This window comes from Brevibacillus massiliensis, from assembly GCF_000311785.1.
GTDB classification, from domain to species: Bacteria; Bacillota; Bacilli; order Brevibacillales; family Brevibacillaceae; genus Brevibacillus_C; species Brevibacillus_C massiliensis.
The window spans coordinates 17,162-42,171 of sequence record NZ_HE978554.1 but is presented as its reverse complement, the minus strand read 5'-3'; the positions used below and the strand labels follow the sequence as shown (position 1 = coordinate 42,171).

At 46.2% G+C, this 25,010-nt stretch carries 33 protein-coding genes and 1 pseudogene; 7 read left to right on the top strand and 27 right to left on the bottom strand.

All coding sequences use genetic code 11. From position 1 onward, the window contains the following. Positions 1-267: 267 nt before the first annotated feature. A pseudogene (istA, locus tag HGBM_RS28510) lies at positions 268-1,484 on the top strand (IS21 family transposase). Next, positions 1,481-2,248 (top strand): IS21-like element helper ATPase IstB, encoded by a 768-nt coding sequence (istB, locus tag HGBM_RS24655; RefSeq protein ID WP_019123749.1) that lies wholly within the window; start codon positions 1,481-1,483, stop codon positions 2,246-2,248. Before istA ends, istB begins: the two are co-directional and overlap by 4 nt. A 745-nt stretch (positions 2,249-2,993) precedes the next feature. On the opposite strand, the gene HGBM_RS24650 is transcribed toward istB, so the two are convergent. From HGBM_RS24650 to HGBM_RS28500, 12 genes are all read right to left on the bottom strand, one after another. Beyond that, positions 2,994-3,710, bottom strand: coding sequence for a HoxN/HupN/NixA family nickel/cobalt transporter (locus HGBM_RS24650; protein ID WP_019123748.1), 717 nt, complete (start codon positions 3,708-3,710; stop codon positions 2,994-2,996). Positions 3,711-3,891: 181 nt separating this feature from the next. Next, the gene (locus HGBM_RS24645; protein ID WP_019123747.1) at positions 3,892-4,347 is read right to left on the bottom strand and encodes a hydrogenase maturation protease; all 456 of its coding nucleotides are present in this window, start codon (positions 4,345-4,347) and stop codon (positions 3,892-3,894) included. Then, positions 4,344-5,753: a nickel-dependent hydrogenase large subunit gene (locus HGBM_RS24640; RefSeq protein ID WP_019123746.1), complete on the bottom strand. Its 1,410-nt coding sequence runs from the start codon at positions 5,751-5,753 to the stop codon at positions 4,344-4,346. Before HGBM_RS24640 ends, HGBM_RS24645 begins: the two co-directional genes overlap by 4 nt. 5 nt (positions 5,754-5,758) lie before the next feature. Beyond that, a complete protein-coding gene (locus HGBM_RS24635; protein ID WP_019123745.1) occupies positions 5,759-6,649 on the bottom strand; it encodes a hydrogenase small subunit in 891 nt (296 codons plus the stop codon). Further along, positions 6,649-7,143 carry a cytochrome b5 domain-containing protein gene (locus tag HGBM_RS24630; protein ID WP_019123744.1) on the bottom strand — a complete coding sequence of 165 codons (495 nt, stop codon included), beginning with the start codon at positions 7,141-7,143 and terminating at the stop codon, positions 6,649-6,651. The genes HGBM_RS24635 and HGBM_RS24630 overlap by 1 nt, the downstream gene beginning before the upstream one ends. Positions 7,144-7,213: 70 nt before the next feature. Beyond that, entirely contained in the window at positions 7,214-7,438 is a 225-nt protein-coding gene (locus HGBM_RS24625; protein WP_019123743.1) for a hypothetical protein, read from the bottom strand. Between the two features lie 20 nt (positions 7,439-7,458). Then, entirely contained in the window at positions 7,459-8,463 is a 1,005-nt protein-coding gene (gene hypE, locus HGBM_RS24620) for a hydrogenase expression/formation protein HypE (RefSeq protein WP_019123742.1), read from the bottom strand. 1 nt (position 8,464) lies between these two features. After that, on the bottom strand, positions 8,465-9,583 hold the full coding sequence (hypD, locus tag HGBM_RS24615; RefSeq protein ID WP_019123741.1) for a hydrogenase formation protein HypD: 1,119 nt from the start codon (positions 9,581-9,583) through the stop codon (positions 8,465-8,467). Then, positions 9,580-9,804, bottom strand: a complete 225-nt coding sequence (locus tag HGBM_RS24610) for a HypC/HybG/HupF family hydrogenase formation chaperone (RefSeq protein WP_019123740.1) — start codon at positions 9,802-9,804, stop codon at positions 9,580-9,582. Before HGBM_RS24610 ends, hypD begins: the two co-directional genes overlap by 4 nt. Continuing rightward, entirely contained in the window at positions 9,773-12,205 is a 2,433-nt protein-coding gene (gene hypF / locus HGBM_RS28505) for a carbamoyltransferase HypF (RefSeq protein ID WP_245553070.1), read from the bottom strand. Before hypF ends, HGBM_RS24610 begins: the two co-directional genes overlap by 32 nt. Continuing rightward, positions 12,114-12,773, bottom strand: a complete 660-nt coding sequence (gene hypB / locus HGBM_RS24600; protein WP_019123737.1) for a hydrogenase nickel incorporation protein HypB — start codon at positions 12,771-12,773, stop codon at positions 12,114-12,116. The genes hypF and hypB overlap by 92 nt, the downstream gene beginning before the upstream one ends. Positions 12,774-12,778: 5 nt before the next feature. Continuing rightward, positions 12,779-13,021, bottom strand: coding sequence for a hydrogenase maturation nickel metallochaperone HypA (locus HGBM_RS28500; protein WP_019123736.1), 243 nt, complete (start codon positions 13,019-13,021; stop codon positions 12,779-12,781). A 278-nt stretch (positions 13,022-13,299) separates the two neighbouring features. Here HGBM_RS28500 and HGBM_RS24590 point away from each other — a divergent pair, with 278 nt between their 5' ends. The 3 genes from HGBM_RS24590 (at position 13,300) to HGBM_RS28490 (ending at position 15,276) form a co-directional block, all read left to right on the top strand. Then, the gene (locus HGBM_RS24590; protein ID WP_161605098.1) at positions 13,300-13,731 is read left to right on the top strand and encodes a ferritin family protein; all 432 of its coding nucleotides are present in this window, start codon (positions 13,300-13,302) and stop codon (positions 13,729-13,731) included. A gap of 208 nt (positions 13,732-13,939) precedes the next feature. Continuing rightward, complete coding sequence (locus HGBM_RS28495) at positions 13,940-14,905, top strand: recombinase family protein (protein ID WP_315969984.1); 966 nt, start codon at positions 13,940-13,942, stop codon at positions 14,903-14,905. Next, complete coding sequence (locus tag HGBM_RS28490) at positions 14,896-15,276, top strand: hypothetical protein (protein WP_019123733.1); 381 nt, start codon at positions 14,896-14,898, stop codon at positions 15,274-15,276. Before HGBM_RS28495 ends, HGBM_RS28490 begins: the two co-directional genes overlap by 10 nt. Positions 15,277-15,368: 92 nt before the next feature. On the opposite strand, the gene HGBM_RS24580 is transcribed toward HGBM_RS28490, so the two are convergent. The 6 genes from HGBM_RS24580 to HGBM_RS24555 all read right to left on the bottom strand — a co-directional run bounded on the left by HGBM_RS24580 (position 15,369) and on the right by HGBM_RS24555 (position 18,212). Further along, entirely contained in the window at positions 15,369-15,590 is a 222-nt protein-coding gene (locus HGBM_RS24580; protein WP_019123732.1) for a DUF7667 family protein, read from the bottom strand. A gap of 68 nt (positions 15,591-15,658) precedes the next feature. Then, a complete protein-coding gene (locus HGBM_RS24575; RefSeq protein WP_019123731.1) occupies positions 15,659-15,856 on the bottom strand; it encodes a helix-turn-helix transcriptional regulator in 198 nt (65 codons plus the stop codon). A 68-nt stretch (positions 15,857-15,924) separates the two neighbouring features. Further along, positions 15,925-16,599: an SOS response-associated peptidase gene (locus tag HGBM_RS24570; RefSeq protein WP_019123730.1), complete on the bottom strand. Its 675-nt coding sequence runs from the start codon at positions 16,597-16,599 to the stop codon at positions 15,925-15,927. A 57-nt stretch (positions 16,600-16,656) separates the two neighbouring features. Next, complete coding sequence (locus tag HGBM_RS24565) at positions 16,657-17,496, bottom strand: ATP-dependent DNA ligase (RefSeq protein ID WP_019123729.1); 840 nt, start codon at positions 17,494-17,496, stop codon at positions 16,657-16,659. Positions 17,497-17,548: 52 nt separating this feature from the next. Next, positions 17,549-17,911 carry a YolD-like family protein gene (locus HGBM_RS24560; RefSeq protein ID WP_019123728.1) on the bottom strand — a complete coding sequence of 121 codons (363 nt, stop codon included), beginning with the start codon at positions 17,909-17,911 and terminating at the stop codon, positions 17,549-17,551. Between the two features lie 16 nt (positions 17,912-17,927). After that, on the bottom strand, positions 17,928-18,212 hold the full coding sequence (locus HGBM_RS24555) for a YolD-like family protein (RefSeq protein ID WP_019123727.1): 285 nt from the start codon (positions 18,210-18,212) through the stop codon (positions 17,928-17,930). Between the two features lie 152 nt (positions 18,213-18,364). On the opposite strand from HGBM_RS24555, the gene HGBM_RS24550 reads away from it, so the two are divergent. Both HGBM_RS24550 and HGBM_RS24545 read left to right on the top strand, forming a co-directional pair. Next, the gene (locus HGBM_RS24550) at positions 18,365-18,589 is read left to right on the top strand and encodes a type II toxin-antitoxin system HicA family toxin (protein WP_019123726.1); all 225 of its coding nucleotides are present in this window, start codon (positions 18,365-18,367) and stop codon (positions 18,587-18,589) included. 44 nt (positions 18,590-18,633) lie between these two features. Then, on the top strand, positions 18,634-18,981 hold the full coding sequence (locus HGBM_RS24545; RefSeq protein ID WP_019123725.1) for a type II toxin-antitoxin system HicB family antitoxin: 348 nt from the start codon (positions 18,634-18,636) through the stop codon (positions 18,979-18,981). A 273-nt stretch (positions 18,982-19,254) separates the two neighbouring features. Here the strand turns inward: HGBM_RS24545 and HGBM_RS28485 are convergent, their stop codons facing one another. From HGBM_RS28485 to HGBM_RS24500, 9 genes are all read right to left on the bottom strand, one after another. Further along, positions 19,255-20,343, bottom strand: a complete 1,089-nt coding sequence (locus HGBM_RS28485; protein WP_019123724.1) for a serine/threonine-protein kinase — start codon at positions 20,341-20,343, stop codon at positions 19,255-19,257. A gap of 1 nt (position 20,344) precedes the next feature. Then, entirely contained in the window at positions 20,345-20,815 is a 471-nt protein-coding gene (locus tag HGBM_RS24535) for a hypothetical protein (protein WP_019123723.1), read from the bottom strand. Between the two features lie 505 nt (positions 20,816-21,320). After that, positions 21,321-22,172 carry a DUF3800 domain-containing protein gene (locus HGBM_RS24530; RefSeq protein WP_019123722.1) on the bottom strand — a complete coding sequence of 284 codons (852 nt, stop codon included), beginning with the start codon at positions 22,170-22,172 and terminating at the stop codon, positions 21,321-21,323. 116 nt (positions 22,173-22,288) lie between these two features. Continuing rightward, on the bottom strand, positions 22,289-22,597 hold the full coding sequence (locus tag HGBM_RS24525; RefSeq protein ID WP_019123721.1) for a hypothetical protein: 309 nt from the start codon (positions 22,595-22,597) through the stop codon (positions 22,289-22,291). A 1-nt stretch (position 22,598) separates the two neighbouring features. Beyond that, on the bottom strand, positions 22,599-23,477 hold the full coding sequence (locus HGBM_RS29160; RefSeq protein WP_019123720.1) for an N-acetylmuramoyl-L-alanine amidase: 879 nt from the start codon (positions 23,475-23,477) through the stop codon (positions 22,599-22,601). 1 nt (position 23,478) lies between these two features. Next, positions 23,479-23,949 (bottom strand): phage holin family protein, encoded by a 471-nt coding sequence (locus HGBM_RS24515; RefSeq protein WP_019123719.1) that lies wholly within the window; start codon positions 23,947-23,949, stop codon positions 23,479-23,481. A gap of 113 nt (positions 23,950-24,062) precedes the next feature. Next, the gene (locus HGBM_RS31165; RefSeq protein WP_019123718.1) at positions 24,063-24,221 is read right to left on the bottom strand and encodes a CD1375 family protein; all 159 of its coding nucleotides are present in this window, start codon (positions 24,219-24,221) and stop codon (positions 24,063-24,065) included. Next, positions 24,218-24,382 (bottom strand): hypothetical protein, encoded by a 165-nt coding sequence (locus HGBM_RS30575; RefSeq protein ID WP_019123717.1) that lies wholly within the window; start codon positions 24,380-24,382, stop codon positions 24,218-24,220. Before HGBM_RS30575 ends, HGBM_RS31165 begins: the two co-directional genes overlap by 4 nt. Next, positions 24,382-25,010 (bottom strand): hypothetical protein (locus HGBM_RS24500; RefSeq protein ID WP_019123716.1); only part of this gene is annotated, 629 nt, incomplete at its 5' end. The genes HGBM_RS30575 and HGBM_RS24500, both read right to left, overlap by 1 nt.

Below are 25,010 nucleotides of genomic sequence, written 5' to 3'. Positions count from 1 at the left end.
AAAAAAATCCTCCTCGCTTCATTCTGAGGAAGATTATCTCATCGGCCAAAGCCGCTTCATAGGTGTGCAGGATTTGACGCTTACTGATAAATAAAAAAGACAACCTTTCAATTACGATTGATTTCTTGGTTAGGTATTCACATTCGGTTAAATTGTGTCACCGCCGGGATATAATTGACCCGGGTTCGCCGGAATGAAAATGACCCACCCTTAGCGAATATATCCCCTTCGGTATTAACGGCCAAGTTAATTTTCGGAGGGAGACACATGCTAAGGAGTGGGATAGTGATATCGTTACATACCATGAGGGCAGAAGGCAAGAGCATTCGTGAAATCGCTCGTCAAACCGGGCATTCTCGAAATACTGTTCGTCGGTATCTCAGGGGGGAATTCAGCCTCGAAAAGGAAACACGGAAATCTCGTGGTTCCAAGCTTGATCCATTCAAACCGTTCCTGCAGGAACGGCTTCAAGAAGGTATCTATAACTGCGAGGTTTTATTCGAGCTTATACGAGAAGAGGGATACACCGGAGGGCGTACCATCCTGAAAGACTATGTGAAGGACTTCCGTCCTCCCAAACAAGTTCCCGCTGTTCTTCGTTACGAGACGAAACCTGGTGAATACGCCCAGGTTGACTGGGGACTGTGTGATTATGTAGATCTGGACGGTACGGTCCGAAAAGTGCCGGTATTTGTCATGGTATTGGGGTACTCTCGTACCACCTATATTGAATTTACCAAGCGTTGTGATATCCACAGCTTTTTGCGCTGCCTGATTCATGCATTTGAATACGTTGGGGGTATCCCCAAAGTGATGTTGACCGATCAGATGAAAACAGTCGTACTTGGCATGGGAGATGATCGAAAACCTCGCTGGCATCCGCTTTTTGCCGACTTTGCTGCGGCGATTGGGCTTGTTCCAAAAGTATGTAACGCCCCGAAACAAAGGGGAAAGTGGAACGCGGCGTTCAATACGTAAAAAACAACTTTCTTCCTGGCAAACGCTTCGTTGATTTACAGGATCTCAATCAACAAGCCCTTCACTGGTGCGAACGGATTAACCGCCGTATTCATGGAACAACCGGCGAACGTCCCATCGACCGACTCCGTGAGGAAAATCTGTCGCCTATCCCTTCAGCTGAACGATGGGAAAAATACTTGCATGAACCGAGACAGGTCAGCCGAGACGGATTTGTTAGCTACGATGGTGTACGATATGGGGTTCCATGGAGGTACAGTGGACGTGAGGTAACCGTGCGAGAAGTGAATGGGTGGGTGGAAATCTGGGCCGACGGCACATGTATTGCTCGACACCAAAAGGTCTATCGATCCCGTGCAACTGTTTTTTGTGAAAACCAGTATGCAGGTCTTACGACTGCTCAAGGATATGCCTATCCACGTCCGCAAGCCCGACAGATTTCATCGCAGCAAGTGGAAGTGCGTTCGCTGGATGTCTATGAGCAGCTGACGGGGGTGGGAGCATGATCGAACTGGAACAGGCACGGCTACGTCTCGAGGAACTTGGGCTTCAGCAAGCGGCTCTACTCTTGGATGCCCATTTGGAAGCGGCAAGTCATGGACAGCCCACCTATCTGTCCTTTCTCAACATGCTTCTAGATGCAGAGATAGCGGAACGTCAAAAACGGAATATGGAGGTACGCACCAAACTCGCACACTTGCCTTACCGAAAAACGCTGGAGGATTTTGATTTTGCTTTCCAACCCAGCATTGACGAACGGTTGATTCGAGAGTTGGCTACGATGATTTTCGTAACCCGACACGAGAATGTCTTGTTCTTAGGGCCTCCCGGAGTAGGAAAAAGTCATCTGGCGGTGGCGTTGGCTGTAGAAGCCATCTCGCAAGGGATATCCGTTTACTTTGTCAGTCTATCGCATCTCATCGAGGATCTGCGAAAAGCTTACGCGGAAAACAGGCTGGATAAACGCATCCGTATCTATATTCGACCAAAGCTCCTCGTTATTGACGAGATTGGCTACTTACCGTTTGACAGTTTGGCAGCTAACCTCTTTTTCCAGGTAGTAAGTGCAAGATACGAGAGAGGGAGTATTCTGTTGACCAGCAACAAGAGTTTCGGTGAATGGGGGGAACTGATGGGCGATCCGATACTTGCTACAGCTATTCTGGATCGACTCTTACACCATTCCCACATCGTCAACATTAGGGGGAATAGTTACCGACTTCGTGAAAAAATGAGGACTGGAGCCTACGGCTCCCCCTCTACCACCTAACCAACAAAAAATCGCCGGGTGGGTCAGTTCTAAACCGGCGATGGTGGGTCAAAATAAAGTCGGCGTTGACAAATTGTAAATATAAAACGATTGACATATTTGTTAACTACCCCAGAAGCGATTGCCAAATAAGGTCGGTAGTCTAGTTCACCGATCGTCACTGATTCATACGCTGTATGGATCAAAAAAAAGAAGGTTGATTTACCGATGAGCAGCTCTCGCTATTATTCCATGGAGTCCAATTCTGATGCTTGTGCCCCTTATATGAGACCGATGGTATCCCCGCATCGTGTACTAAGCCGCGTGCGACCATGGGTAGAATATGGACTTCGCGAAGCAAGAAGAACAGGGTTTAGGCACGCAATGACAGAGGTAGCTGCAATTGCCTACCTGATGGGACAGGGATATGATCAACACACAGCTCACAGAATAGTGGAATCTTGGGAGGTAGATGAGCGGTTCCCGATGTAGCGCGTCGACAATTGCAATAAAATGACGAAGGAGGAGTAACATCATCGTTACTCCTCCTTTTGTTCGTTACTTTAAGATCACTCGTGAATGGTGCATTTCCTCCTTCCATTCCCTGGAAATCCTAAACCCTAGGGTGACGTGCAAAATGCGTACAGTATATGGTAACATACCTCAGACTATCTCCCCCTCTTATTACTGAGGGATCGAAGAAACCATTCACAGAATGATTTTGGCAAAAATAAAATCAGGCGTTAGAAACACTCATCAAGTCATGTTAATCAAACCATAGTTTGAACAATCCTTCTGTAACTCCTAAATTGTACATGTAATAGATACCAAATACTGTGCTAAGTACACCAGTAATTTGAGTAAAGGTTTTATTGATATTTACTTTTTTTGCACTAAGAACAAACGGAAGCCCAATTATTGTAGTAAAGAAAAGCATACCAACTGCAGTGCCTGCACCAAATACAAGGATATAAATTGCACATTCCCAAGCACTTTTTACTGTACTCATTGTCAAAAGAACCATAGCGGCACTTCCTGCTAATCCATGCACTAAGCCAACTACCATTGATTTCCTATAAGAAGTATCTTTATGTTGGTGCTTATGCTCGTGTTCATCATTATGTTTATGGGAATGAATATGTTTATGTACCTCTGCATCTTGTTTATGCTCATGTACATGGAAATTTTTGAAAGAAAGAAGACTGGTAATTCCAAGATAAACAAGCATAATTCCTACGATGAATTCTAAGGACATAGCCCAATTCTCTGGCATTTTACCGTTCATAAGAATAAGCACTATCCCGATAATAAATAAGGTTGCAGTATGACCAATCCCCCAAAACACTCCAGCCAGAGAGGAACGCAATAACTTTTTGCTTTGACTAGCAACAGTAGATACGGCTATTACATGGTCTGGCTCAATCGCGTGTTTGATTCCAAGAACAAATCCCAAAGCTAGAATAGATAACAAACTTGTCTCCATAATAAACCTCCTGTAATTCTCCTCATTTTCTCGGAACACGTTTTTCCGATTATTTATGAAAAAACGACCCTTTTTAGGATCGTAAATTGGATCATTCCGTTTAATTGTGATAACACACGAATGGAGAACGAAATTCTTCGGGCTTCTCGTCCGGTTACATATCAAAAATTACAAATTTTGTTTATTTTGATGTTAAAACCATGTCTTTTATCATCTCAGCAACACGATACAAAGTATCGGAAAATTTCTCTTGCATCGTTGAGCTTAGTCCGATATTGAATTTGATCTCCGCAGACTCCACTCCGATTAATAAACGTTCTCTCGGGTGATCGGAAAGCACCAGTTCATCCAGAAAATGAAGACTGTGCATGGATATCCCCTTATCCATTAAGAGTCCCTCCTGTAAAGAAAACCGCGATACGGTACCTGCTTGTTTTCCTGTTACAACAGCATCAATCACAATTAATGTATCAGCTCTCACAGCTACTTCCATACAGTAGTCCAAATCGGTTTCGCCGACAACATATTCAACATTGGGCAAAGGAAGACTTTTCGCTAATTCCTCAACCAAATATACCCCAATTCCGTCATCCATCATTAATATATTGCCAATCCCTATGACCACTATCTTTTTCATCCAAACACCTGAATTGTCTTCGGTTCTTTTCCCGGCATGTAAACATGGGTGGCACATGACATGCATGGGTCAAAAGAACGTAATATTCTCCCCAACTCAACCGGTTGTTCGGTATTGGCAATCGGCGTTCCGATCAGTGCTTGCTCCGCAGTTCCAGGTATGTTATTGGTGTCGCGACTTGAAAAATCCCAGGCAGAGGGTGTGATGATTTGATAAAAAGAGAGCAATTTTTGCTCAAGCTTTAACCAATGCCCTAAAGACCCGCGTGTTGTGTCTACGAGGCCAACCCCCACTGCTGATTCCGGCAATTGCCATTCTTGTTGCACGGAATGATTCGGTATCACTTGATCTAAGAGAACACCTATGATCTTCGCAATTTTTTGAGCCTCCAAAACACGGGCAATGGTGCGATCCATAGCCGAAATTCCTTTGCGATAGTCGCCACTTAACCAAAGTCTTGCCAGTGGCCCTACCTCAAAGGGGAGCAGCTTATATCGAGGAGCCTTTACCCAAGAATAACCATGCTTTTTCTCCATTTCAGGTTCCGGCATTGTCTCCAACGGTTTATATGTAGATTTCCCTGCATACCAGGAATACCCGATATCTTCAGTAATGAAATTAGGATCAAAACTCTCTGTCTTTCCCCCGATATACACAAGCGGCTCCACATACAACGTGCCGAGGTTCTTGTAACGATGAAACGCGCCGTAGCTAAGAAGATTGCCCGGCCCTTTTCCTAATGTAAAATAGTCTGGGTAGAAACGGGCAATGTCGTAAACATCAGGAAGAGCAAACTGATTGATGAAGTCGGAAATTTTCTGAAGAATCGACTTCATTTTAATGATTTTATCCGCAGTGGGAGGCATAGAGTACCCACCCACGAAAATACCGTGATTATGAGGTACCTTGCCTCCTAATACAGCAAGCATTTGGTGGGCAAGACGACTAAATTCGAAAGAGCTGAAATAATTTTTTGCGATCCTGTCGTTCACTTCTTTAGGGAGGCGAAAATCAGTGTGATCCGCTTGATAGATGGAACTTACTTCAGGCAATTTTACAAAATCAGGGATGGTATATTGATAAAAGTGACGAAGATGGTTCTGCAAAAACTCGCACCCGTGGATGATGTCACGTACGTATCGCCCGATCTCAGTCACCTGAATTTGCAAGGCATCTTCCAAAGCAACCGATGAAGCAGTGGAATGTGCGGTGGAACAAATCCCACAAATTCGTTGCGTCAGGTAAATGGCATCAAAAGGATTTCTACCTACCATCATCTGTTCAAAGCCGCGAAAAAAATTCCCTTTTGTTTTTGCATCGACGACCAATTGATTCTCCACCATTACGTCAATTTCCATGAAACCGCTGATGCGCGTTACCGGGTTAATCACAATTCGTTTTGCCATCGGCGTTACTCCCTTGTAATGTCATACACCACAAAGGGTGCCATTTGATCAGGAAAGCCGAATTGACTGCAACCGATGCAGGTGCTCGCCTCTATTGGCCAACTCACATACCCATTCCATAGGCGTGTAGGACAGTCGATACGTGTGACCGGACCTCGGCATCCTAATTTAAACAGGCACGTCGGCTCTCCCAACGTTTTGGCAAAAATGCCTTTATCAAAAAAATGTTTGCGCGGACATCGGTCATGCAATGACGTGCTGTAAAACATGAGGGGTCGGTTCAAATTGTCCATTTCCGGCTCACCGTACATTAACAAATGAGCAAGTGTCCCCAAAAACCAGTCCGGATGACAAGGACATCCTGGAAGCTGTATCACTTTCCGGTCAAGAACGCTTTGCAAGCCGACACATTGCGCCGGGTTTGGCTTTGCGGCAGAGGGCCCTCCGTGTGTGGCACAGGCCCCAACGGCAATGACATGCGATGCCCTTTCACCCAACATTTTCGCAGCCTGCAGGGCCGTTAACGGTTGCCCTTGCCAGTTGCCGATCACATGGTACAGTCCATTGTTCCGTAAGGCAACTGCACCTTCTACTGCCAAAATGAACTCTCCCTGCAAGGCTTCCATAAGTTTTTCAATCGCCTTTTCGCCTTCGGCGGCCATCAAGCTGTTGCTGTAGACTAAGTTGACCATTGAGGTAATGGCGTATTCTAAATCAGGATTGGTGCCGTTCATCATCGAAATGATGTTGCCCGAACATCCTGTCAACTCCAGCCAAACGAAATTCTTCTTTTGCAGTCTTCCTGAATGGATCTCTGCTCTTGCGGCGTCGGTCAATCGCTTGGCGATAGCCTCGTTGGAAACAGGCTCAGGTGGCAGCACGTATTCTTGTTGCATCAAACAAGCCTCCCTACTGGAATTAACGTACCAAGAATCCATTGCTGGCCGGCATGGCAAGAAGCAAACTCTTTTGTCAGGTCTTTTCCTGCCGTCAATCCAAAATGGGTGGCTGCCGACCAGCCCTTATGATTTGTTACATCGTAAACCATTCCATTTACAGCAACGTAAGCGGGATTGCCATTTTTTCCATTAAATCGCGCCAACTGATCACGTGTGAAAACGTTTGGCGGAATTGCCCGAGGTATTTCGGGTTGCATCGGTTGAATCGGAACAGTTGGCACAGGTGGAGCAGGGACAAGAGCGGGGATAGGCGGCAAGTGATAAACGATTAGCTGATGTATGAATTGAAGTTGTGAAATTTTATTCCACACTTGATTAAGCAGTAAATTTTTTTGATAATAGTCCTCTGTATGATAAAGAAGACGAATAAGGTAGTTAAGTTCAGAAAAAATAAGTTCGGCTTGTCGCAGTAGATACTCTCGCTGATTCATTGGTCGAGGGCCCCTTCCTATAGTTTCTGGGCCATATTATTCATGGAGCAAAACTTGAGTGAACAATGAATTAGGTAAATTTGGTTACAGTCACTTTGTCTGTGTTCGGATGGTCGTGTTGTTCCATGATTTCGATCAAGCGTTCAAATTCTTCCGTTAATGTATGAATATATTGAGTAATACCCTGTACAGAAGGGGGGACTTGCATAAGTTGATTCTGGACCGATTCCACCGAGCCTCGCAACTCCAGGATCATACTTTTCAGTTCCGAAAAATCGGGATTATGTTTGCACATGATTCATTCCTCCTTGATATTTAGCAAATTCGCGGCAACGGCGTGCCTGCAAGCCGTTTGAGATTTCTTGTGCCCCCAAAGGGCGTTTTGAGCAGGACGTGACCTGCTCCTTCCGCAACGTACCCTATCTCACAAGCTATTTCCTGTCCCGGAAATTCTCGAAGGAATGAGACGATACTGTCCGCCTCGTGTTCAGCCACGATCAGGATTACTTTGCCCTCGTTCGCCAAATAATACGGTTCCATACCCAATATCTCTAAAGCGCCCTTTACTTCGGGTTTTACCGGAATTTGCTCTTCGAAAATGGTAATATTGACCTTCGCCATCTCGGCGATTTCCTTCAAGGTGGTGGCAACACCTCCTCGGGTGGGATCACGCATAAAACGAACCGTATCAAATCGTTTCAACACTTCCTCAATCATCTTGTTAAGCGGGAAACAGTCACTTTCAAGGGCGTGAGAAAATTGAATACCCGCACGTATTCCCAGAACCGCTACAGCATGTTCACCAACTCCGCCATTTATCAGGACACGATCTCCGGGTCTAATATGGCGAATGTGTAATCGGCCGGGGGATTCCTCAAAGCCAATGCCCGTGGTGTTGATGAAAATTCCATCACCTTTTCCCTTTTCAACAACTTTCGTATCCCCGGCTACGATACGTACTCCTGCTATGTTTGCCGTTTCCGCCATTGATTCAACGATCCGCCTCAATAAGGAGACTTCCAATCCTTCTTCCAAAACGAACCCAACGCTGAGATATTCCGGTTTTGCACCGCACACAGCCAAATCATTAACGGTTCCCGCCACGGCTAGTTTCCCTATATCTCCCCCGGGGAACACGAGAGGATGAATAACAAAGGTGTCAGTACTCATACGCATGAATCTGGAGGATGTGTATACCAATGCCGCATCCTCTTCAGCATCCAACGAATCATCCCGGAACACTGCCCGAAAAATATCTTTCACAAGCTGATCGGTCAAGCTTCCTCCATCGCCATGTGCGAGCAATATCTTTTCAACCATTTTACGGTTTCACCAACTCTTTCTCTTCCTCAAACAGATAATAGGTGGCACAGGTGCCTTCCGACGACACCATACATGGGCCAATCGGTTTTTCCGGCGTGCATGCTGTGCCAAATAATCTGCATTGGAAGGGAGTTTCTTTTCCCTTGATGACCTCACCACAACGACATCCTTTTACCGTTCTCGTAATCGGTTTTTGTATGGGGATCGTTTCGGTCGCATCAATTGAACGATAATGTTTGTGAATGGCAAGCCCGCTTTGTGGAATTTCTCCAAAACCTCGCCAAGTTGCCGGAGCGACCTGAAACACGTCGTGCAAAACTGCCTGCGCTTTCTGGTTCCCCTTTTCCCTTACTATTCTTGGGTAGTGATTTAATACGCATGGTTTCCCCGACATCATGTTTGTCGCGAGTAAATAAATGGAGGTAAGCAAATCAATGGGTTCAAAGCCCCCAATAACCGCTGTTTGGTTTGATTCTTCAAGAAATGTCCAACCTGCCCGGCCAATAATGACCGAGACGTGACCGGGGAGCAGGAAGCCATCCAACTGATGTTCCGAATCGTTAATTAACACACGTACAGCAGGGGGGGTCAATTTGTGAGCGGAGAAAACAAAAAAATTTTTTATTCTTTCTCTGCTTGCTTTTTGGATCGCAAGGGCAACTCCCGGAGCTGTCGTTTCAAATCCAACCCCTAAAAAAACGACCTGTTTTTTCGGGTTTTGACTAGCGATCTCTACCGCACCAGAGGCTGAATACACGACCCGGACATCTGCCCCGTCCGCTCTTTCCCGCGACAGATCGGAGTCCGACCCGGGAACCCTCATCATGTCACCAAAAGTAGCCACAATCACATCTTTCTCTTTGGCATAAGCGATCATTTGATCCATGTCGGTCTGTGCGGTGACACAAACGGGGCAACCCGGACCACTCACCAGGTCAACATAGGGGGCAAGGATTTCCCTTACCCCAGTTTTTGAAAATGCAACGGTATGGGTTCCGCATACTTCCATAAACCTAAACTTTCTCCCCATTTTGTGGGTATATGCTTGCAGAAAGGGAATCATTTTCTGACACAGTTGTTGAAACAGTTCCCCGTCCCTGTAGGTTAGAATATTCATGTCTTATCAATCATCTCCTTCCATAAAGCAATACCATCCAGAGCAGTTTCCATGTCAATCAACTGGATCGCCTCACCGGCATGCACCAAAACATATTGTCCCAGCTCCACATTTTCAAGCAGTGCGATACCGACAACAACCACACTGCCCAAATAGTCAACCCTTGCTTTCCAGCCGGAAGGCTCAATTTCAATGACCTGCGCAGGCACCGACAGACACATGATTGACCCACCTCCAAAGAGCAATGACTGCCTGGCCCAGTGATATTCCGCCGTCTCCTGGAGGGACTTTTTGATGGGAATAAACCTGAAACCCCAATCGCCTTAATTTACTGGCTGTAAGCGAAGAAAGCAGTCTGTTTCCCCATACGCCGCCGCTTAGTACCACATCACGTATACCCGTTTTTTCATGCGATTCGACCACACCGGAAATAACCATTTCCGCGACGGTTTGATGAAACTTCCAGGCTACCTGTTCAGCAGCTGCCTTTTGGGCCAGATCTGATACAATTCCTCGCAGCACTCCTGCTATATTCCATTGTCCATTCTCCAAGACAAATGGATAATACGCTTCCTCCCTACTGAAATCTCCCGCCAGGTGGGCAAACCTTTCAGCATGTTCCCCCAACAGCATAGCGGCTTCCCCTTCATACGAATTCTCGAAGCAAAGACCCAGCATGGCGGACACACCGTCAAACAATCTGCCTGCACTACTGACGAGCGGTGATGGAAGTCTGCCGTCTAATTGCGCCCATACGGCGGGAAAGCAGTCCATATAAGGGGAAAACAACGTCTGACATAACTCTTGCAGCTTATCGGGTTCATCTGTCATCGCCTGAGTAAGGAGAGACACAGCCGTCATCCACGGCTTCTTGATAGCGGCTTCACCGCCAGGCAGCATGAAAGGTTCTACATGCACTTTTCGTTCAAAGTGAACGAAGTCTCCAATCAAAATCTCGAATCCCCACATACGATTGTCCGTTCCGTATCCCGTGCCGTCTAAAATGCAACCGATAACGGGATTTACAAGCTGATTTTCCGCCATGCAGGATGCCATATGAGCATGGTGGTGATAAACAGGTATTTTATGCACAAACGACTTTCGTTTAGTTGCTTCCTCAGACACCAGATAATTCGGATGAGGGTCATATCCGAGAATGGTCGGCGTCATCTTCATAAGCCGGCAAAGGTGAACAACCGACTCTCTCCACACAACAAGCTGCTCCTCGGAATCAAATTCACCAATGTGCTGACTCAGAATAGCTCGTTCGGAATCCAGAAGGCAAAATGTATTTTTCCATTCAGCTCCTGCGCCCATAACCACCGGAACGGAATACAACCCTGAAGGAATCGGATAGGGGATCGGCTCGGGAACAAAACCCCTGGATCGCCGTAACATTTGCAGACTTCCGTCTACCATTTGGCCAACTGAATCTTCCACTCGAATCTGAATGTCACGATTATGCAACAAAAAGGCGTCCGCGATATCCTTCAATTGAGTACGTGCATCCAAATTCGTGAGTGCAATTGGCTGACCGTTTCTGTTGCCGCTTGTTGCAACCATGAATTTGCGGTCAACAGAGAACAACAAGTGATGCAGAGGACTGTATGGCAGCATCACTCCCAGTCTTTGATAACCAGGTGCGAGTTGTTCTACTGGCAACAGTTGTTCTCCGGCAGTGTTTGGTCTTAGCAGAAGAATCAAACCATGTCTGCTTTTCAGGACTTCACGTTCCCGCTCGTTTACGTCAAAATAGGATTCAATCGTTTCCATATCTTTCGCCATGATCGCAAATGGCTTTCGCAATCTGCGTTTTTTTGCCCGCAATCTTGCAATCGCAGATTCTTGTGTTGCATCACACATAAGATGAAAACCACCGATCCCTTTAACTGCGAGAATTTGTCCATTGCTTATGGCATTATCAGCTGTTTTCAACCAGTCTGTTGAAGCGGGGGTGGAAGCATTGGCAGTAAAAATCATTTGTGGACCACACCCCGGACAAGCGATCGTTTGAGCATGAAACCTTCGGTTGTGGGGGTCATGATACTGGGCGCTGCAACGTTCACAAAGGGGAAATTCAGACATGGTTGTATTTTTCCGGTCATAAGGAAGCGTTTGAATAATGGAGAAACGAGGACCACAATAGGTACAACTTGTAAATGGGTACTGAAAAAAATGACTGTCAGGGTCTGCTATTTCGTTTAAGCACATGTTGCAAATGGCCAAATCAGCTGGAAAAACTGCCTTGCTTTTACCGAAGTTTTCACTCTCTGTTATGCGAAAAAACCGTTCTCCTAAAGGCGCCATTTTTTCTTGGTTTACGTTTGTAATCCGAGCAGGGGCAGCCAAGCTTGTTCGCAGGTCATGAACAAATTGCTGAATATGTAAGCTTTCTCCTTCAATTTCGATGATGACTTCTCCCAACTGATTACATACATATCCTCCCAACCCATTCGTACTTGCCAAACGGTATACAAATGGCCGAAATCCAACTCCTTGTACAATTCCTTGAACACGTAACCTTATTCTCTCATGTACACTTTCCCTGTTGGACCAACAACCAGTCACAGAATGAGTCAACCCCCTCACTGTTGGTGGCGGATACACAAAAAAGTTTAACATTCTCATGTAAACACAGGAGATTCTTGCGAAATGCTTCCAAATCAAAACGTACATAAGGCAATAGATCAATCTTGTTAAGCACTACTGCATGTGCACGTTGGAATACGGTTGGATACTTCCGTACTTTGTCCGCCCCCTCGGCCGTACTTAAAACCACGACACGGATTCCCTCTCCTAAGTCAAACTCGGCTGGACATACCAAATTTCCAACATTCTCAATGACCAAAATGTCCAAGGCAGAGAGCGAGAAGTGTTCAGCAACAGATGAGATCATCTTTGCATCGAGATGGCATGCCCCAAATGTGTTGATTTGAACTGACTGGATACCACATGCAGCTATTCTTTCCGAATCAAATGTCGTTTCCACATCCCCTTCAATCACTGCCATACGGACCTTGTCTTGTAAAAGAGGAACCATGCTTTCCAACAAAGTGGTTTTCCCTGCACCCGGAGAGCCAATGATATTTACTACAAGCAATGAGTGCTGCTGAAACATGGAGCGATTTTGTTCCGCCCATCTTTGGTTCCCTTGGAAGACTTGTTGTTGAAGGTTAATCCGTTGGCTCACATCGCTTAATCCCCTTCCAAATAATCTACATAAAACTCCAGACCATGACGGCTTTCAATTTCCAGTATGGTAAATTCGGTACATGGTTGTCTTTTTAAACAGGAGAAAGCGAATTGCAGTGCATCGGGAAACACCATCAGTTCTTTACCAATGACAACCTTTATTTTTTCTACGCTATTGATTCCGGCATCCTTCGCTGCACTGTGCACAATGGACATGATTTCCGTCATTAAACCTATTTCGTGCATGTTTCCTCCCTTTTTCCTGCGAAATACCTTTTGTATGACAATATGATTACCCACATGTCCAACTTGCCAGTGAGTTTTAGAAAACATGGAAGAAAACAATAAGAGCCAACCTAAGAAAACCCACCCGGCAATAGCTAACGCTGCGCCGGGCGGAGCCCCAAAATTATAGGCTTCGCTCCTGTAAATAAATAAAATTTTATATAACGTAGGCTTTTGTCTAAGACAACGTCAGCCTAATGTGAATAGCCTACAGTGATAACTTTCAAGGGGCTGATATGGTGTACGATCAAAGACAATATTACAACCTTTTGCAGCAATTGCAAAAAGCTATACAAGGTGAGTACGAAGCCATTAGGTATTATGAACAATTAGCAAAATTGGCACCACCTGATCATCGCCGTTATATCGAACAAATCGGCGGAGACGAACGACTGGAGCATATCGTTAGTTTTTCGAATTTGTACCGTCGTTTGACAGGCCAAGAACCGCAAGTAGTTCCTGGCGCACTTCCCACCGAGTATGTTTCCGGACTGAAAAAAGCATTTGATGACGAGCAAGAGGCTGCCGATTTTTATCAAAAGGTGTACTTAGGGACAAACGATCCACATGTGCGAAACATCTTCTTCGAAGCAATGACAGACGAAATGAGACACGCTACAACCATAGCCTTTTTATACAGCAATTACTTTCTTGAGGATGGCAGAGTTTAGCGATTCGGTAGTTTTTTTATGCAGTTTATCTGAAAAGTCCTCTTTATTTGATATTATCCCTTCTGAGTAGACCGTGAAAAGGACTCCCTTTACTGTTTACTCGGGAAGGATTTTTCTGTGAAAATAACTTCAGCTCGATATCATTTCATTAATCACATGGAGATGGAGGATTGAAAAAAAGGCAATATGATGCCCGAGACATCGGAATATCGCGTGTCTGTACAGCGCCAAGGATCTGCAGAGGCCGGCCATGCAACGACTGTTGAAGGACTGCGAGCATAAAAAGTTCGACGTTGTTCTCGTTTATCGGTTGGACAGGCTTGTTCGGAGCGTGTTGGATCTATATGAGGTGATGAATCACCTCGATAAGCACGGGGTCATGTTCAAATCTGCAACGGAGGTTTATGACACCACCTCAGCTATGGGCAGATTCTTCATCACCTTGGTTGCTTCAATTGCTCAATGGGAGCGGGAGAACCTGGCCGAGCGCGTAAAGATGGGTATGGAAAAGAACTTCCGTAAGGGCGGATGGAATGGCGGCGAAGCTCCGTATGGATACCGCTTGGAGAATGGGAAGTTAGTAATTTACCAGCCAGAGGCTGCAGTAGTCCACAGAATATTCAATATGTATAAAACACATGGACAACGATATATCGCTAAGCAATTGAACAAGGAAGGACTCCGCACCAGAAACGGAGCCCTGTGGGCAGAGTACACCGTTCGATACATCCTCGAAAACCCCATTTACTCCGGACATATGAGATGGAACTACCGACAATCAAGCGGAAAAAAGACAAGACAAGAGATCATTATTGAGGGGCAACACGAGGCATTGATTTCCCCTGAAGATCAGGAAGCAGTGCTACAAATAGCGGAAAAACGCGCAAAAAACAAAGAAAAAACCCATGTTTGCTTTCCTTTTACTGGTATACTCCGTTGTTCAAGATGCGGAAACCGACTTCACGGCGGAGAAAAAAAGCAAAAACGTCAAAATTATCGCTTCTATCGATGCAGAGGGAGATTTGCACTTGGTGTTTGCAATCTTCCTATAATAGCTGAAGATACTATCGAAAAATTATTGCTCGATAAAATTGACGTTCTTATTGATGGTTCGTGGAGAAATGAAATAAATATTGAGGCCACAATCGCTGCAACAACCGAAAGATGGACGTAAGCTATCTCGAAAGAGAACTGGAAGACATCCAGAAGCGAAAAAAGAAATGGCAGATGGCTTTTGCGAATGATGTAATTTCGTTAGACGATCTCAAACAACGTATGCAAGAAGAAAACGAACGAGAGGAAACCATTCGTCAACAACTTATGGCTGGACCTTTATTGGATAAGCAACAAGCCAAGTTATCTCCCAACGAAGTCATGGAAGTAGCCAAAAGCCTGAAAGAGAACTGGTCCTTCCTTGAACCAAATCACAAAAAATTGATCATGCAAACTCTCTTCTCCGAAATTATCGTAGACGTCACTGGTGAATCAATTGGTGGTCCAGGTAGACGAGTGCCCGCCGAGATTATCTCATTGAAAACGAACTGAAGAGGCGGAAACCCGCCTCTTCCTAGTTCCAGTTAATCCCACGCGAATCTTTGCTCTTTCCACGGGTCACGGTAGATTTCATTAAGTAACCATTATCTCGTTAATTTTTCAAGTTTTGCACAAAGTTCGTGCTGCCACTCCGTATCATTTGTCATATGCGCCAGCAACGACAAGTTCTTGAGCTTCGCAATCTGCCAAGCCCGATTAACATGCGCATCCATACAGTGGCAAAATTCGGTCATTTCATCGTCTTTCAGTGGTCGGCGCTTATTCAGTACCCACAGCTCCGCCATACGTTGATGTACAACCCACATCTGCACCATCTCCTTTGCTTTGATGGTACAGTATACTCCAAATTGGTGTAAAAATTGCCTGTCCAGTATTATTCTATGTAAAAAATTTCGTTCACTGGCCGGCCTATCTTCTCGCTGATCAGTAAAGCAATCTCCAAAGTCGGTTGCCGCACTTGGTTTTCGTATCGATTATATTGTTGCTGGGCTAAGCCAAGGTATTCTGCAAACTGCATCTGATTCATTCGATGATCATACCTGATTTCTTTTAGACGATTCTTTACGGCCATAAAATCACCCCATGCCTATTTCAGCATGGGGCTTGTCGAATCCTTTGGCGAAGCTTGGGAGGTTTTGGCTACTGCCAGGGAACCTCCTCGATACATTCGGGCAGATCGTTTTTCGGACTATTTACAGTGGAAGCGACAGGGTATGCCATCATCTGTTCGGCGTCATACGGGACAAGCAAAGACTGCAGCAGATCAGTGTCATACCTCTCTCTATCAAGCCAGGTCCCTACATCCTCTTTTTTCAGGATGACCGGCATTCGATCATGGATTTCTGCAACCAACTCGTTTGGCTTTGTGGTGATAATCGTGCAACTATGGACATTCTCACCTGCTGGACTCGTCCACGTATCAAATAGGCCAGCAAAGGCAAACAGTCCGTCGTCTTTCAGGGTGATTCTCATCGGCTGCTTGCCTTTATCCAGTTGCTTCCACTCGTAGAACCCATCAGCAGGAATTATACAACGTTTCTTTTCAAACAGCCGGCGGAATGCGGGCTTCTCCTGCAACGTCTCAGCCCGGGCATTTATCATCTTATAGCCAATTTTCTCATCCTTCGCCCACGACGGAACAAGGCCCCAACGGAGCTGCCCGGCTCTTCTCTTCCCGCCATCGGCAATAACAGCCGGAATCATCTGGCCAGGAGCGATGTTGTATCGTGGATTCCAGTCGAAAGGTAGCTGGTCGATCTCGAATTCGCTCATGAAATCAAGTGGATTCGCAAAAAGAGAAAATCTTCCGCACATGTCTTTCACCTCAATACCATCATAACCGATGCTATCAAAAGAAAAACCCCATCTAGTTCATTCGATGAGGACAAAATCGACAAATACAGGCGAGCGTAGCATTCCTTTTCGTGTCCAATTGCGAAATTTAACACGCGCTGTTATTTTCGGTTCGAGATAAACATAGTCTCGGTCCTCGCCTGTAATTATCGCACCACAAACGCTACGGAAAGCAGTTTTATGTGCAGGCGGCACACCGAGTTCGATAATGCCAGCTGGCCGCAGCCGGCCGTCGTTTCCGTATATTGACGCGAGCCAGCCGAATTCACCTTTTCGGTATCCTGTGATATACACGTTGGCATACGAATAATTGACGATTTTAAGCCAGGTATCAACACGCTTGCCAGGTGCATATGCTGAGTCCTTTCGTTTGGCGACGACCCCTTCCATCTTCCGCGCTACGATCGCTTGATACAAGTCTTCGCCACGACCGTCTACATAGGCGATTTTGCAGACCGTGGGTGAATCGGTTACCGCACGATCCAGGAAGGATTTGCGCTCTAATAATGGGAGGCCTTGGAGATCAGTGTCCTGATACCGCATGATGTCGAACACAACGTAAGATACCGGCAGCTGCGCACTCTTCGACTGGAACCGTTGCATTGTTAATTCGAAATCAGGATATCCTGTTTCCGGATCAAGGACTACGACTTCTCCGTCGAGAATCACGTTGGGTCCGTCCGAAATTAGTTCGGGATACTTTGCGGTTACATCATTGTTGTGCCGGGTGTATAGTTTTGTTACACCATTGATGCGCGACAGGATCAGGCGGTGGCCGTCAATTTTAGGTTCAAAAATGTATTGATCGTCCGAAAACGGTGCGTCGACTTGTTCGAGCAGCATCGGGGATATGAACATTTTCCATCACCGATATAATTGTAGCAATATTCTCAAGCAATACTTGAGGTAATTACAGGGAAACGTTCACCTTAGAAACCTTCGTTATTTTTTCGATATCGATCCACTGGAAGCCCTCGTCATTGACTAGCTTAATCTGCCTATGCACTGCATCTATCCGCTGCACCCATCCCCACATTTCTTTGATCGTGCCAAGGTCATTCCGAAACGGTTCCCACCAACGTACTGTAACGGCGTAGTCGCGCTGCGTAGAAGCGTATATCTGGTAACTAAATTCGGCCAACTCATCGTCCTCAAATGTTGGCATAGGCACAAGGTTCTCTTCCTCTTTGATCCGCAGATACAGCTCCCGGTGTTCCGGCAGTATAAAACGACTGGCTGCAAATAGGTTGTCTATCTTGCTGACTGACTTCATCGCAATCTCCCCCACCTCAGTTTGTAGACACGCGAACAATCTTCGCCACATCAATCCACACGCTGTCGCCCATGTTCTCCACCCGAATACGACGGTTCGATGTGTCGATTTTCCTTACCACTCCGGTCACTTCTCGAATCTCCCCAAGCTTCTCTTTGACCTTCACTGGATGCCACCAGCGCACGGTGACGGTTTTACCCTCTTTCTGACTCTCCGTGATCATGTAGCCATACTCCATCAGTTCGTCTTCGTCGACATCAGGACGTTTCACAAGTGTGGTTTCGTCAATAAGCAAAGCCATGATGGCACCTCCAAACAAGAACATTTGTTTGTATTTTACAAGAACACCTGTTCTGTTATCAAGACAAAGAGGCGCATTAAAAAGGATTTTCTACCAAACAGCTTGATTTATGGTACTATATATGGTACTATAAAGATGAAAGGAGGGAAGTGATGGCAGGGGTTGAAAAGATCATTGAAAAGATGATACACCGCCCCAATGGAGTAAGATTCCGTGAAATCGCCAAAGTCCTTGAGCACCACGGCTACATAGAAGTGAGGGTGTCCGGTTCACACCACCACTTCCGCAACCGAAAAGGCGACTTGATCACGATACCTAATCACAACCCCATCAAGGCGGTGTATGTCAAAGATGTTTTGAGGAGAATCGGGAGGTAGCCGCCTCCCTTCTCCATCCTAATCATAACCTCTGCCGAATAAATATGGCAAACAAAGACCTGAATTATTACCTCAGTCTACCCTACACGCTTGTCATTAAACCGATGGACGACGAATCTGGTCGCTACTACTACGGAACATACCTGGAATTGGACGGCTGCCAGTCACATGGCGAGACGGTTGAGGAGTTGCTCCATAACCTAGAAGAAGCAAAGCGCGGTTGGTTAGAAGTCAAGTTGGAACATGGCGACCCGATCCCGGAACCGCAAGAGGAGTACAGCGGCAAGATCAACCTGCGTATGCCGAAGTCTCTACACCGGCAGCTTGCTGTCGAGGCACAATTGGAAGGTGTAAGTTTGAACCAGTATATGCTCTACAAGTTGAGCAAATAGTTCAGTCCCCCGTCATCAGGCGGGGTTTTTGTTTGGATAGGAAGCGAACACGCAAATAAAAAGCCTCCTTATCGAGGAAGCTTTATACTGTGAAATCAATCGGTTCAAATTGGCTATATCCATCTTTATCAATAGTAAACAAATAATCACGTGGATATTTCCCTTTACCATCGTGATTTACTCGTTCATTAATGCACTTTTTGCAAAATTGGTTGGCTAATACAGCCCGAGGGTGCCTGACAAAAGATGTACCACAGTATGGACAAACTGTTTTCACCTTTTCTTCCCCTCCATTTCCCTAAATAGTCCATCGACATACTTTTCGGCGAGCTTGAATGACCTAAAAGGTCCTCCACACCATGCACTTTTCTTACGGCTTGAGAAGTTAGCAAGGTTAACAACCCTTCCTTGCACATGCCACTTGTTATCCTTATCATTAAATAATATCTCAATTTCGTTCTGGTGGGTTATAGTATTTTCTGTCCATTTTACCCCGATTTCTGTTTCTTCATACTGCCAGTCAAGTAGCTCTGAAACTTGTCCCAAGGCAAGAGCAAGCTCCAAAGCAGTTTGGTATCGACTCGCAGGATCGACATTTAACGATTTTCTTATCACGCGGCGCAACCTGCTTGGAACGTGGGGCAAGAACTTTTGTCTGTCCGGAAATTTTCCTTCCTGCAATGCAGGGATAAAAGCAAATTTGTCAAAAAAACCTTCAGGTGTTAAATATTTGCTTTTTTGGGCATCAAGGTATTTTTCCCCATTACACATCCGATATAATGTAAGTCCTGCCTGGTAAATATCCGATAGCAATGTTGAACGACGCTGTATGAGTTGTTCCGGAGCTCGGTGCCATGTGTAAATTCGCGGATTATTTGCTACACCCATCTCATCGGTTTCCCTTGTCTGCCCGAAATCTGTTAGCATGAGAGAACCATCGTCATGAATAAGCAAATTTGTAGGTTTTACGTCAAAATGAATAAAACCATTAATATGTACATAATGAAGCCCTGTCAGAAACTGTTGGCTCCATTCGATAATTTTTCGGGTGGTTAACGGTTGCTTTTCAAGGATATCTTGTAGAGATCCGTTTTTAAAATAAGGCATCGCCATCCGAATGAATTGGTCATCTTTACAAGCATAAAGAATAGGGGCAACTCGGGGATGTTTGTTAGCGTATAGCCGTTGAGCCTCGGCAAAAAACTCTTCTTGTCTTTCTTCCAGTTCCGCTACAGATATCTCTTTTAGAGCAATAGTCCCATTTAATTGAGGGTCGTATGCCAGATATACCCTGGAATTTCTCCCCTGATCTGCACCTATCCGCTGTAACTTTTCGACTTCTATTTTTGATATGACTTTCATTTTACTCCTCCATTAAACTCAATGCGGCAACACCAGCAATAGAGGCTTCCCTGAACTTGTCATTCAACGACTCCCAATTATCGATCCCTCTAAATTCGTCGTTATCCAGATAAGTCTTTGCGCTTTTCGCTCCTATCAATGAAGAGATTGTTTTTAATGGTCCAGTGCCCACAGCCGCGCCTGTGGATGCTGCAGCCTCAATTATGACCCCTTCCACTCTTGCTCTATCAGCGACTGATTTCAAATTTTGTTTTCCGATAGTCTCAGCCGTTCGGACAAAAACAGCTTTCACATCGTACTCCGCACATATATTTATGAACTGTTCTCTCAACCAAATAAGTGCCTGGGCGATCGTAAACGCTTTGGGGAATATGAGTTTTTGAAAATGAAGCACTTCCGGTTTTTCAGTGCTTCCCTCTATAACCGAATAGAATATTTCAGTTGCTGTGGCTCTTACCCCTATCGCACGCATAGGTACAGCTCCCACTAGTGTTTTCTTAGAGGTATAATAAGGAAATTTTTAGCACATTACAAATGATATTATTCGTCATTAAACGACAAAAATTTACACTGAAACGATTTTCATCAGAGAACTATTTTGTTAATTGATCGAATCGTAAGGCAAAAGCTGTGTGAAACCAAACAAATATACCTCGCACAAGCGAAAAAAGGCAAAAAAATGCCCTCATTCGGAGCGATCCGTTGAGGGCTGCACTGCTTGGTGCCAGAGGAGCCAGGTAAGGACCAGTTCTTGAGGATTCATGGGATCACCGAAAAGGAACATTTGTTTGTATTTTATCCGTTTAGAAGACCAAAATGCAAATAAAAAACCTCATCCTTTTCCAGGAGAGGTATAAAAATATTGCTAAACGGGAACGATTGTTCTTGTATACATCTTGCGTAATTACGAAAATGGTGTATACTTAAATTAGGGTTCGGGGTTAGCCCGGACGGCCGCCGGATGGCGGCTTTATTTTTTAGGGGAATGTTTTTAATCCATAGCCAACTGGGAATGGATGATTAAACAATTTCTTTTCAACGATCTCATACGCTTTATCCTTTACATTGCTTCTAACGTATTTGTGGATGGGATATGAGATTAAATCTGCCAACTCCAGTGTAACAAATGATGCTTGCCCATTATATAAACTACTCCACTTAGGGTTGAAGTAAACCCCTTTTATACAGGATAGTTGATCTGCCGAGTAATAACGATTCCCTCGATCCAAAAAATCCACTAAGAATTTTAGTACTTCAGCATCCTCTTTTTTCCCTCGTGATTCGAGTAAGAGCATTCCGGTTTTACCATTTGCTCTTAACTGTCTACAGTATCTTTCTATAATGAACTCCAAGCATAAAGTATATACGTGGTAAGGATAAGCGTACTGTAGCACGTGTCTGTATTTATCAATTGAAGCACTGTATACCGTTACTGGAGTTTCCGAAATAAGACTAGAAATATCCGTCATGAATTGTTCATAATCAATCACTTTAGGATTAAAAGGGCCAACTTTCTTTCTTATTTCACTGGAGTGGAAAACTACCCTTTTAGTTCCAGTTTTGTATTCATACTTCCCGTCGCTCCAATGCGCATGTTTAACCGATACAATTTTGTCTCGAAAATTCGGGAAGTCATTTCTATTTAAAACTACTCCGGTAATCGTAAACCATCTATCAGTAATCGCACTTGGGTTTAGAAAAGTTTTTGCAATTTGTTTACGTATTCCAGCAAGGTCCGTTGTACCGTTTTCATCGAGAGACATTACTGTATCTATTGAATCGTCCCAATTATCAATTAAGGTTGGTCTGCTACGCCATTCATCTGACACTTTATCTCCCCCCTATTAGCATAGTTCGATTTTACCATGCCTTTTGGGATATGTTAGGAGAAAAAGTGATTTTGTGCAAAAAAAATCCCCTCCCCGTCGCCCAAGGAGGGGAGCATCTATTTTTGTTTCTTACGCAATAAATAAGCATATCCGGCCCTCACCAACCAGGACCACGCCCGCTTCCCACCGATCACCGCAAAGCCAGCCCTAATCCTCGCCGGTAACCTGTCGTAGCAGTCAATGACGTACTGCTGCCGCTGTTGCAGATGATCCAATGCCCGCGGATACCGCTGCTCAACTTCGCGCATGAACGAAGCCAGCTTCGGGAACAAATCGGCAACCATGGCTAGCGCAACAAAAAGGAGCAGGGCGATTACCGGGCCCCACTCCTGGAAGAACATCATGGCTTGTGTGAGAAATTCCATATTACAGCACTCCTTTCAGCGTAACCATTTTGTTATTCGCGTCCCATTCCACCTGCAGGCCGAGCGCCGTCGCCAGCTCACGGGCAGGGGCATATGAAACGCCGCCCTCGATGGTCTCGGTCAGGTCTTTGCCGTTTACACGGACCTGCTTGGTCGTTGCGCACCACTCTACCTTGCCACCGACTGCCTCGGTCACGGCGCGGATCGGCAGCCAGGATACGCCGTCGCGGAGGTATCCTGGGACCGACAGGTTAATCGCAATGGAAACCTTATCCACGGGCTTTTGTGCTTGTTGTGGACTTTCTGTGGATGTTTTGAAAGGCACTCCGTAGTGCTCGCAGATTGCCTTCGCAATTGCGGCAGCACACTTCTCCCGGTAGGCATCCGTTTTCAGCAGCGTGCACTCATCTTTGTTTGTCATGAATCCCAGCTCGCAAAGCACACCGGGGATGCCGTAACGAGCGCTCTCGCGCGTGATGTGCAGGTCAGCACGCTTCACGCCGCGATCCCGGAGGCCAGTCTCCGCTATGAGACGACTCTGGATGATCTGCGCCAACTTCTCCGCCTGGTCGTTCGTGTACGTCTCGATCCCATTCGCTGTGCTCCACCCTTCGCCTGCGGCGTTGGCGTGGATGGAGACGAGCAGGACGTCGTATCCCTGCCGTTTCACGTCTCTCGCTTGGTTCGTGCGCTGAATCAAAGGCATGTCCGTGTCATCGTTCACCGTCAGGCGGGCATCGAAACCGGACGTTTGGAGTTTTTTCACCAGACGGCGGGCGACATTTCGGTTGAACTCATACTCCCGCAGCGTACCGTCCGGGGAGCGCTTGCCAGGCGTCTCGGCGCCGTGGCCGGGGTCGATCATAATAACTCTTTTCATCTCACTTGCCCTCCTTTTGTCTCATGGCTCGATCAGTCTTGGCTCTGATCTCGGACTCCACCAGCTTGGCGACTGCCTTTGGCACCGGCCATCCAGCTCGTGTTGCGTTGGCCGTCAGGCTGTTCCAGGTGTGGTAGATGAGGCCGAACGTGACGCCGTAGAACAGGAAGCCCGGCGTCCCCATAACACGGTCCAGCAAGTTGCCCAGGGCCGGCAGGGACAACAGAAACAAGGTCCGTGGAATGCGGCTGAGACCATATTCGGATGAGTACGTTTTGTCTTTTGTCTTAGCTGCCTGGATACCGGTTATCCAATCCAGAGCGATGCAAAACAAAAGGACGACCAGGATGTCTGTCCGGCCAGTACCGTAAAAATAATGAAACACAGGTGCCAATACCGCCCCCACCGCTGCTGCAATGGCGTTTGCTTGGGTTGCAATATTCTCAAGTTCAAGTCTTTGTATAACTCGCAATGTGCTACATCCTCCTCGCCCCCAGGGCAAAATGAATGCCCCGCTCGGCACGGGGCGGGCTGTGGTCATGCTGCCATGAAAAAACGCCTCTCTCATCAACTGAGAAAAGGCGTTTACGCTGCTGCTTCTTGTGCAGCCAGATATTCAGCTACCGGGACGCGGTATGCTTCCGGCACCACCTTTTCACCTGCGGCGCCGGTCGGCTCAATCACCCAGGTACCGGACTTCACCAGTAAGGCGTACACCGGGATCATGTATTGTTTGACCATCATGCTCCACCTCCTTTCAAGGTGGCGATCTCAGCCTTCAAGCTATCAACTTCTGCTGACAATAAAGCTATCGCTTCATATGCCGCTACCAGTTCAGGACTAATCCCCTGCAGGTCCCTTTCCAGATTTATCTGGCTAATGCTTTTCGGATTTTTGATCTCCATCAGTCAAACGCACCCCCAAACCCGTTGATGATGACAGGTTCTGTCGCGGTTCCTTTCATGATCTTAACGCGGATATTGATGCCCCAATCTGCTGCCGTTTTGGTGGTGTTTTGGAAGACGTACCCGCGCCCTGCTGAAACTGGGCCTGTGATGTCCTCGTAGGTGGGTACGGCATCGAAAGCGTTGTTGCACGCCTCGACTTGTAGCTTTGCGCCTGTCGGTATCACTGCATCAAGAGTAAACAAAATCCGGTTGGCCTTTGCGTCCGTCAGGAACGGCTGTGCAAGTTCAAACTCGATCCTGTCATCTGTCCGTGTAAACGTGTAAATTCTGTCGGAGTACAGCCCGGCGCTATCGGTCGCTCTGATCCGTAACGTGTGCTGTTTCAGAGACGTGCGGAGCCATTTGTCAAATGGGATCGTCGCGGTGTACTCCTGTCCGGCAACTCCCTGGAATGTCCTCAGTAATTCGCCATCCAAATACTCTGCAATGCTAAACGTCTGGCCCTCTGGATCGCTCACAGAGTACGTTTGACTTGGCGGTGTGCTGATTGTACCCAGGTTCGTGTCGGACCCGCTGATAGTAGGCGGACGGTTCCATATGACGCGGAATAAGCGCGTTGCCTCCG

Coding starts and splice junctions, on each gene's coding strand:
- istB (WP_019123749.1), top strand. CDS start 1,481: ATGATCGAACTGGAACAGGCACGGCTACGTCTCGAGGAACTTGGGCTT.
- HGBM_RS24650 (WP_019123748.1), bottom strand. CDS start 3,710: ATGGAGACAAGTTTGTTATCTATTCTAGCTTTGGGATTTGTTCTTGGA.
- HGBM_RS24645 (WP_019123747.1), bottom strand. CDS start 4,347: ATGAAAAAGATAGTGGTCATAGGGATTGGCAATATATTAATGATGGAT.
- HGBM_RS24640 (WP_019123746.1), bottom strand. CDS start 5,753: ATGGCAAAACGAATTGTGATTAACCCGGTAACGCGCATCAGCGGTTTC.
- HGBM_RS24635 (WP_019123745.1), bottom strand. CDS start 6,649: ATGCAACAAGAATACGTGCTGCCACCTGAGCCTGTTTCCAACGAGGCT.
- HGBM_RS24630 (WP_019123744.1), bottom strand. CDS start 7,143: ATGAATCAGCGAGAGTATCTACTGCGACAAGCCGAACTTATTTTTTCT.
- HGBM_RS24625 (WP_019123743.1), bottom strand. CDS start 7,438: ATGTGCAAACATAATCCCGATTTTTCGGAACTGAAAAGTATGATCCTG.
- hypE (WP_019123742.1), bottom strand. CDS start 8,463: ATGGTTGAAAAGATATTGCTCGCACATGGCGATGGAGGAAGCTTGACC.
- hypD (WP_019123741.1), bottom strand. CDS start 9,583: ATGAATATTCTAACCTACAGGGACGGGGAACTGTTTCAACAACTGTGT.
- HGBM_RS24610 (WP_019123740.1), bottom strand. CDS start 9,804: ATGTGTCTGTCGGTGCCTGCGCAGGTCATTGAAATTGAGCCTTCCGGC.
- hypF (WP_245553070.1), bottom strand. CDS start 12,205: ATGTTAAACTTTTTTGTGTATCCGCCACCAACAGTGAGGGGGTTGACT.
- HGBM_RS28500 (WP_019123736.1), bottom strand. CDS start 13,021: ATGCACGAAATAGGTTTAATGACGGAAATCATGTCCATTGTGCACAGT.
- HGBM_RS28490 (WP_019123733.1), top strand. CDS start 14,896: ATGGACGTAAGCTATCTCGAAAGAGAACTGGAAGACATCCAGAAGCGA.
- HGBM_RS24580 (WP_019123732.1), bottom strand. CDS start 15,590: ATGTGGGTTGTACATCAACGTATGGCGGAGCTGTGGGTACTGAATAAG.
- HGBM_RS24575 (WP_019123731.1), bottom strand. CDS start 15,856: ATGGCCGTAAAGAATCGTCTAAAAGAAATCAGGTATGATCATCGAATG.
- HGBM_RS24570 (WP_019123730.1), bottom strand. CDS start 16,599: ATGTGCGGAAGATTTTCTCTTTTTGCGAATCCACTTGATTTCATGAGC.
- HGBM_RS24565 (WP_019123729.1), bottom strand. CDS start 17,496: ATGTTCATATCCCCGATGCTGCTCGAACAAGTCGACGCACCGTTTTCG.
- HGBM_RS24560 (WP_019123728.1), bottom strand. CDS start 17,911: ATGAAGTCAGTCAGCAAGATAGACAACCTATTTGCAGCCAGTCGTTTT.
- HGBM_RS24555 (WP_019123727.1), bottom strand. CDS start 18,212: ATGGCTTTGCTTATTGACGAAACCACACTTGTGAAACGTCCTGATGTC.
- HGBM_RS24550 (WP_019123726.1), top strand. CDS start 18,365: ATGGCAGGGGTTGAAAAGATCATTGAAAAGATGATACACCGCCCCAAT.
- HGBM_RS24545 (WP_019123725.1), top strand. CDS start 18,634: ATGGCAAACAAAGACCTGAATTATTACCTCAGTCTACCCTACACGCTT.
- HGBM_RS28485 (WP_019123724.1), bottom strand. CDS start 20,343: ATGAAAGTCATATCAAAAATAGAAGTCGAAAAGTTACAGCGGATAGGT.
- HGBM_RS24535 (WP_019123723.1), bottom strand. CDS start 20,815: ATGCGTGCGATAGGGGTAAGAGCCACAGCAACTGAAATATTCTATTCG.
- HGBM_RS24525 (WP_019123721.1), bottom strand. CDS start 22,597: ATGGAATTTCTCACACAAGCCATGATGTTCTTCCAGGAGTGGGGCCCG.
- HGBM_RS29160 (WP_019123720.1), bottom strand. CDS start 23,477: ATGAAAAGAGTTATTATGATCGACCCCGGCCACGGCGCCGAGACGCCT.
- HGBM_RS31165 (WP_019123718.1), bottom strand. CDS start 24,221: ATGATGGTCAAACAATACATGATCCCGGTGTACGCCTTACTGGTGAAG.
- HGBM_RS30575 (WP_019123717.1), bottom strand. CDS start 24,382: ATGGAGATCAAAAATCCGAAAAGCATTAGCCAGATAAATCTGGAAAGG.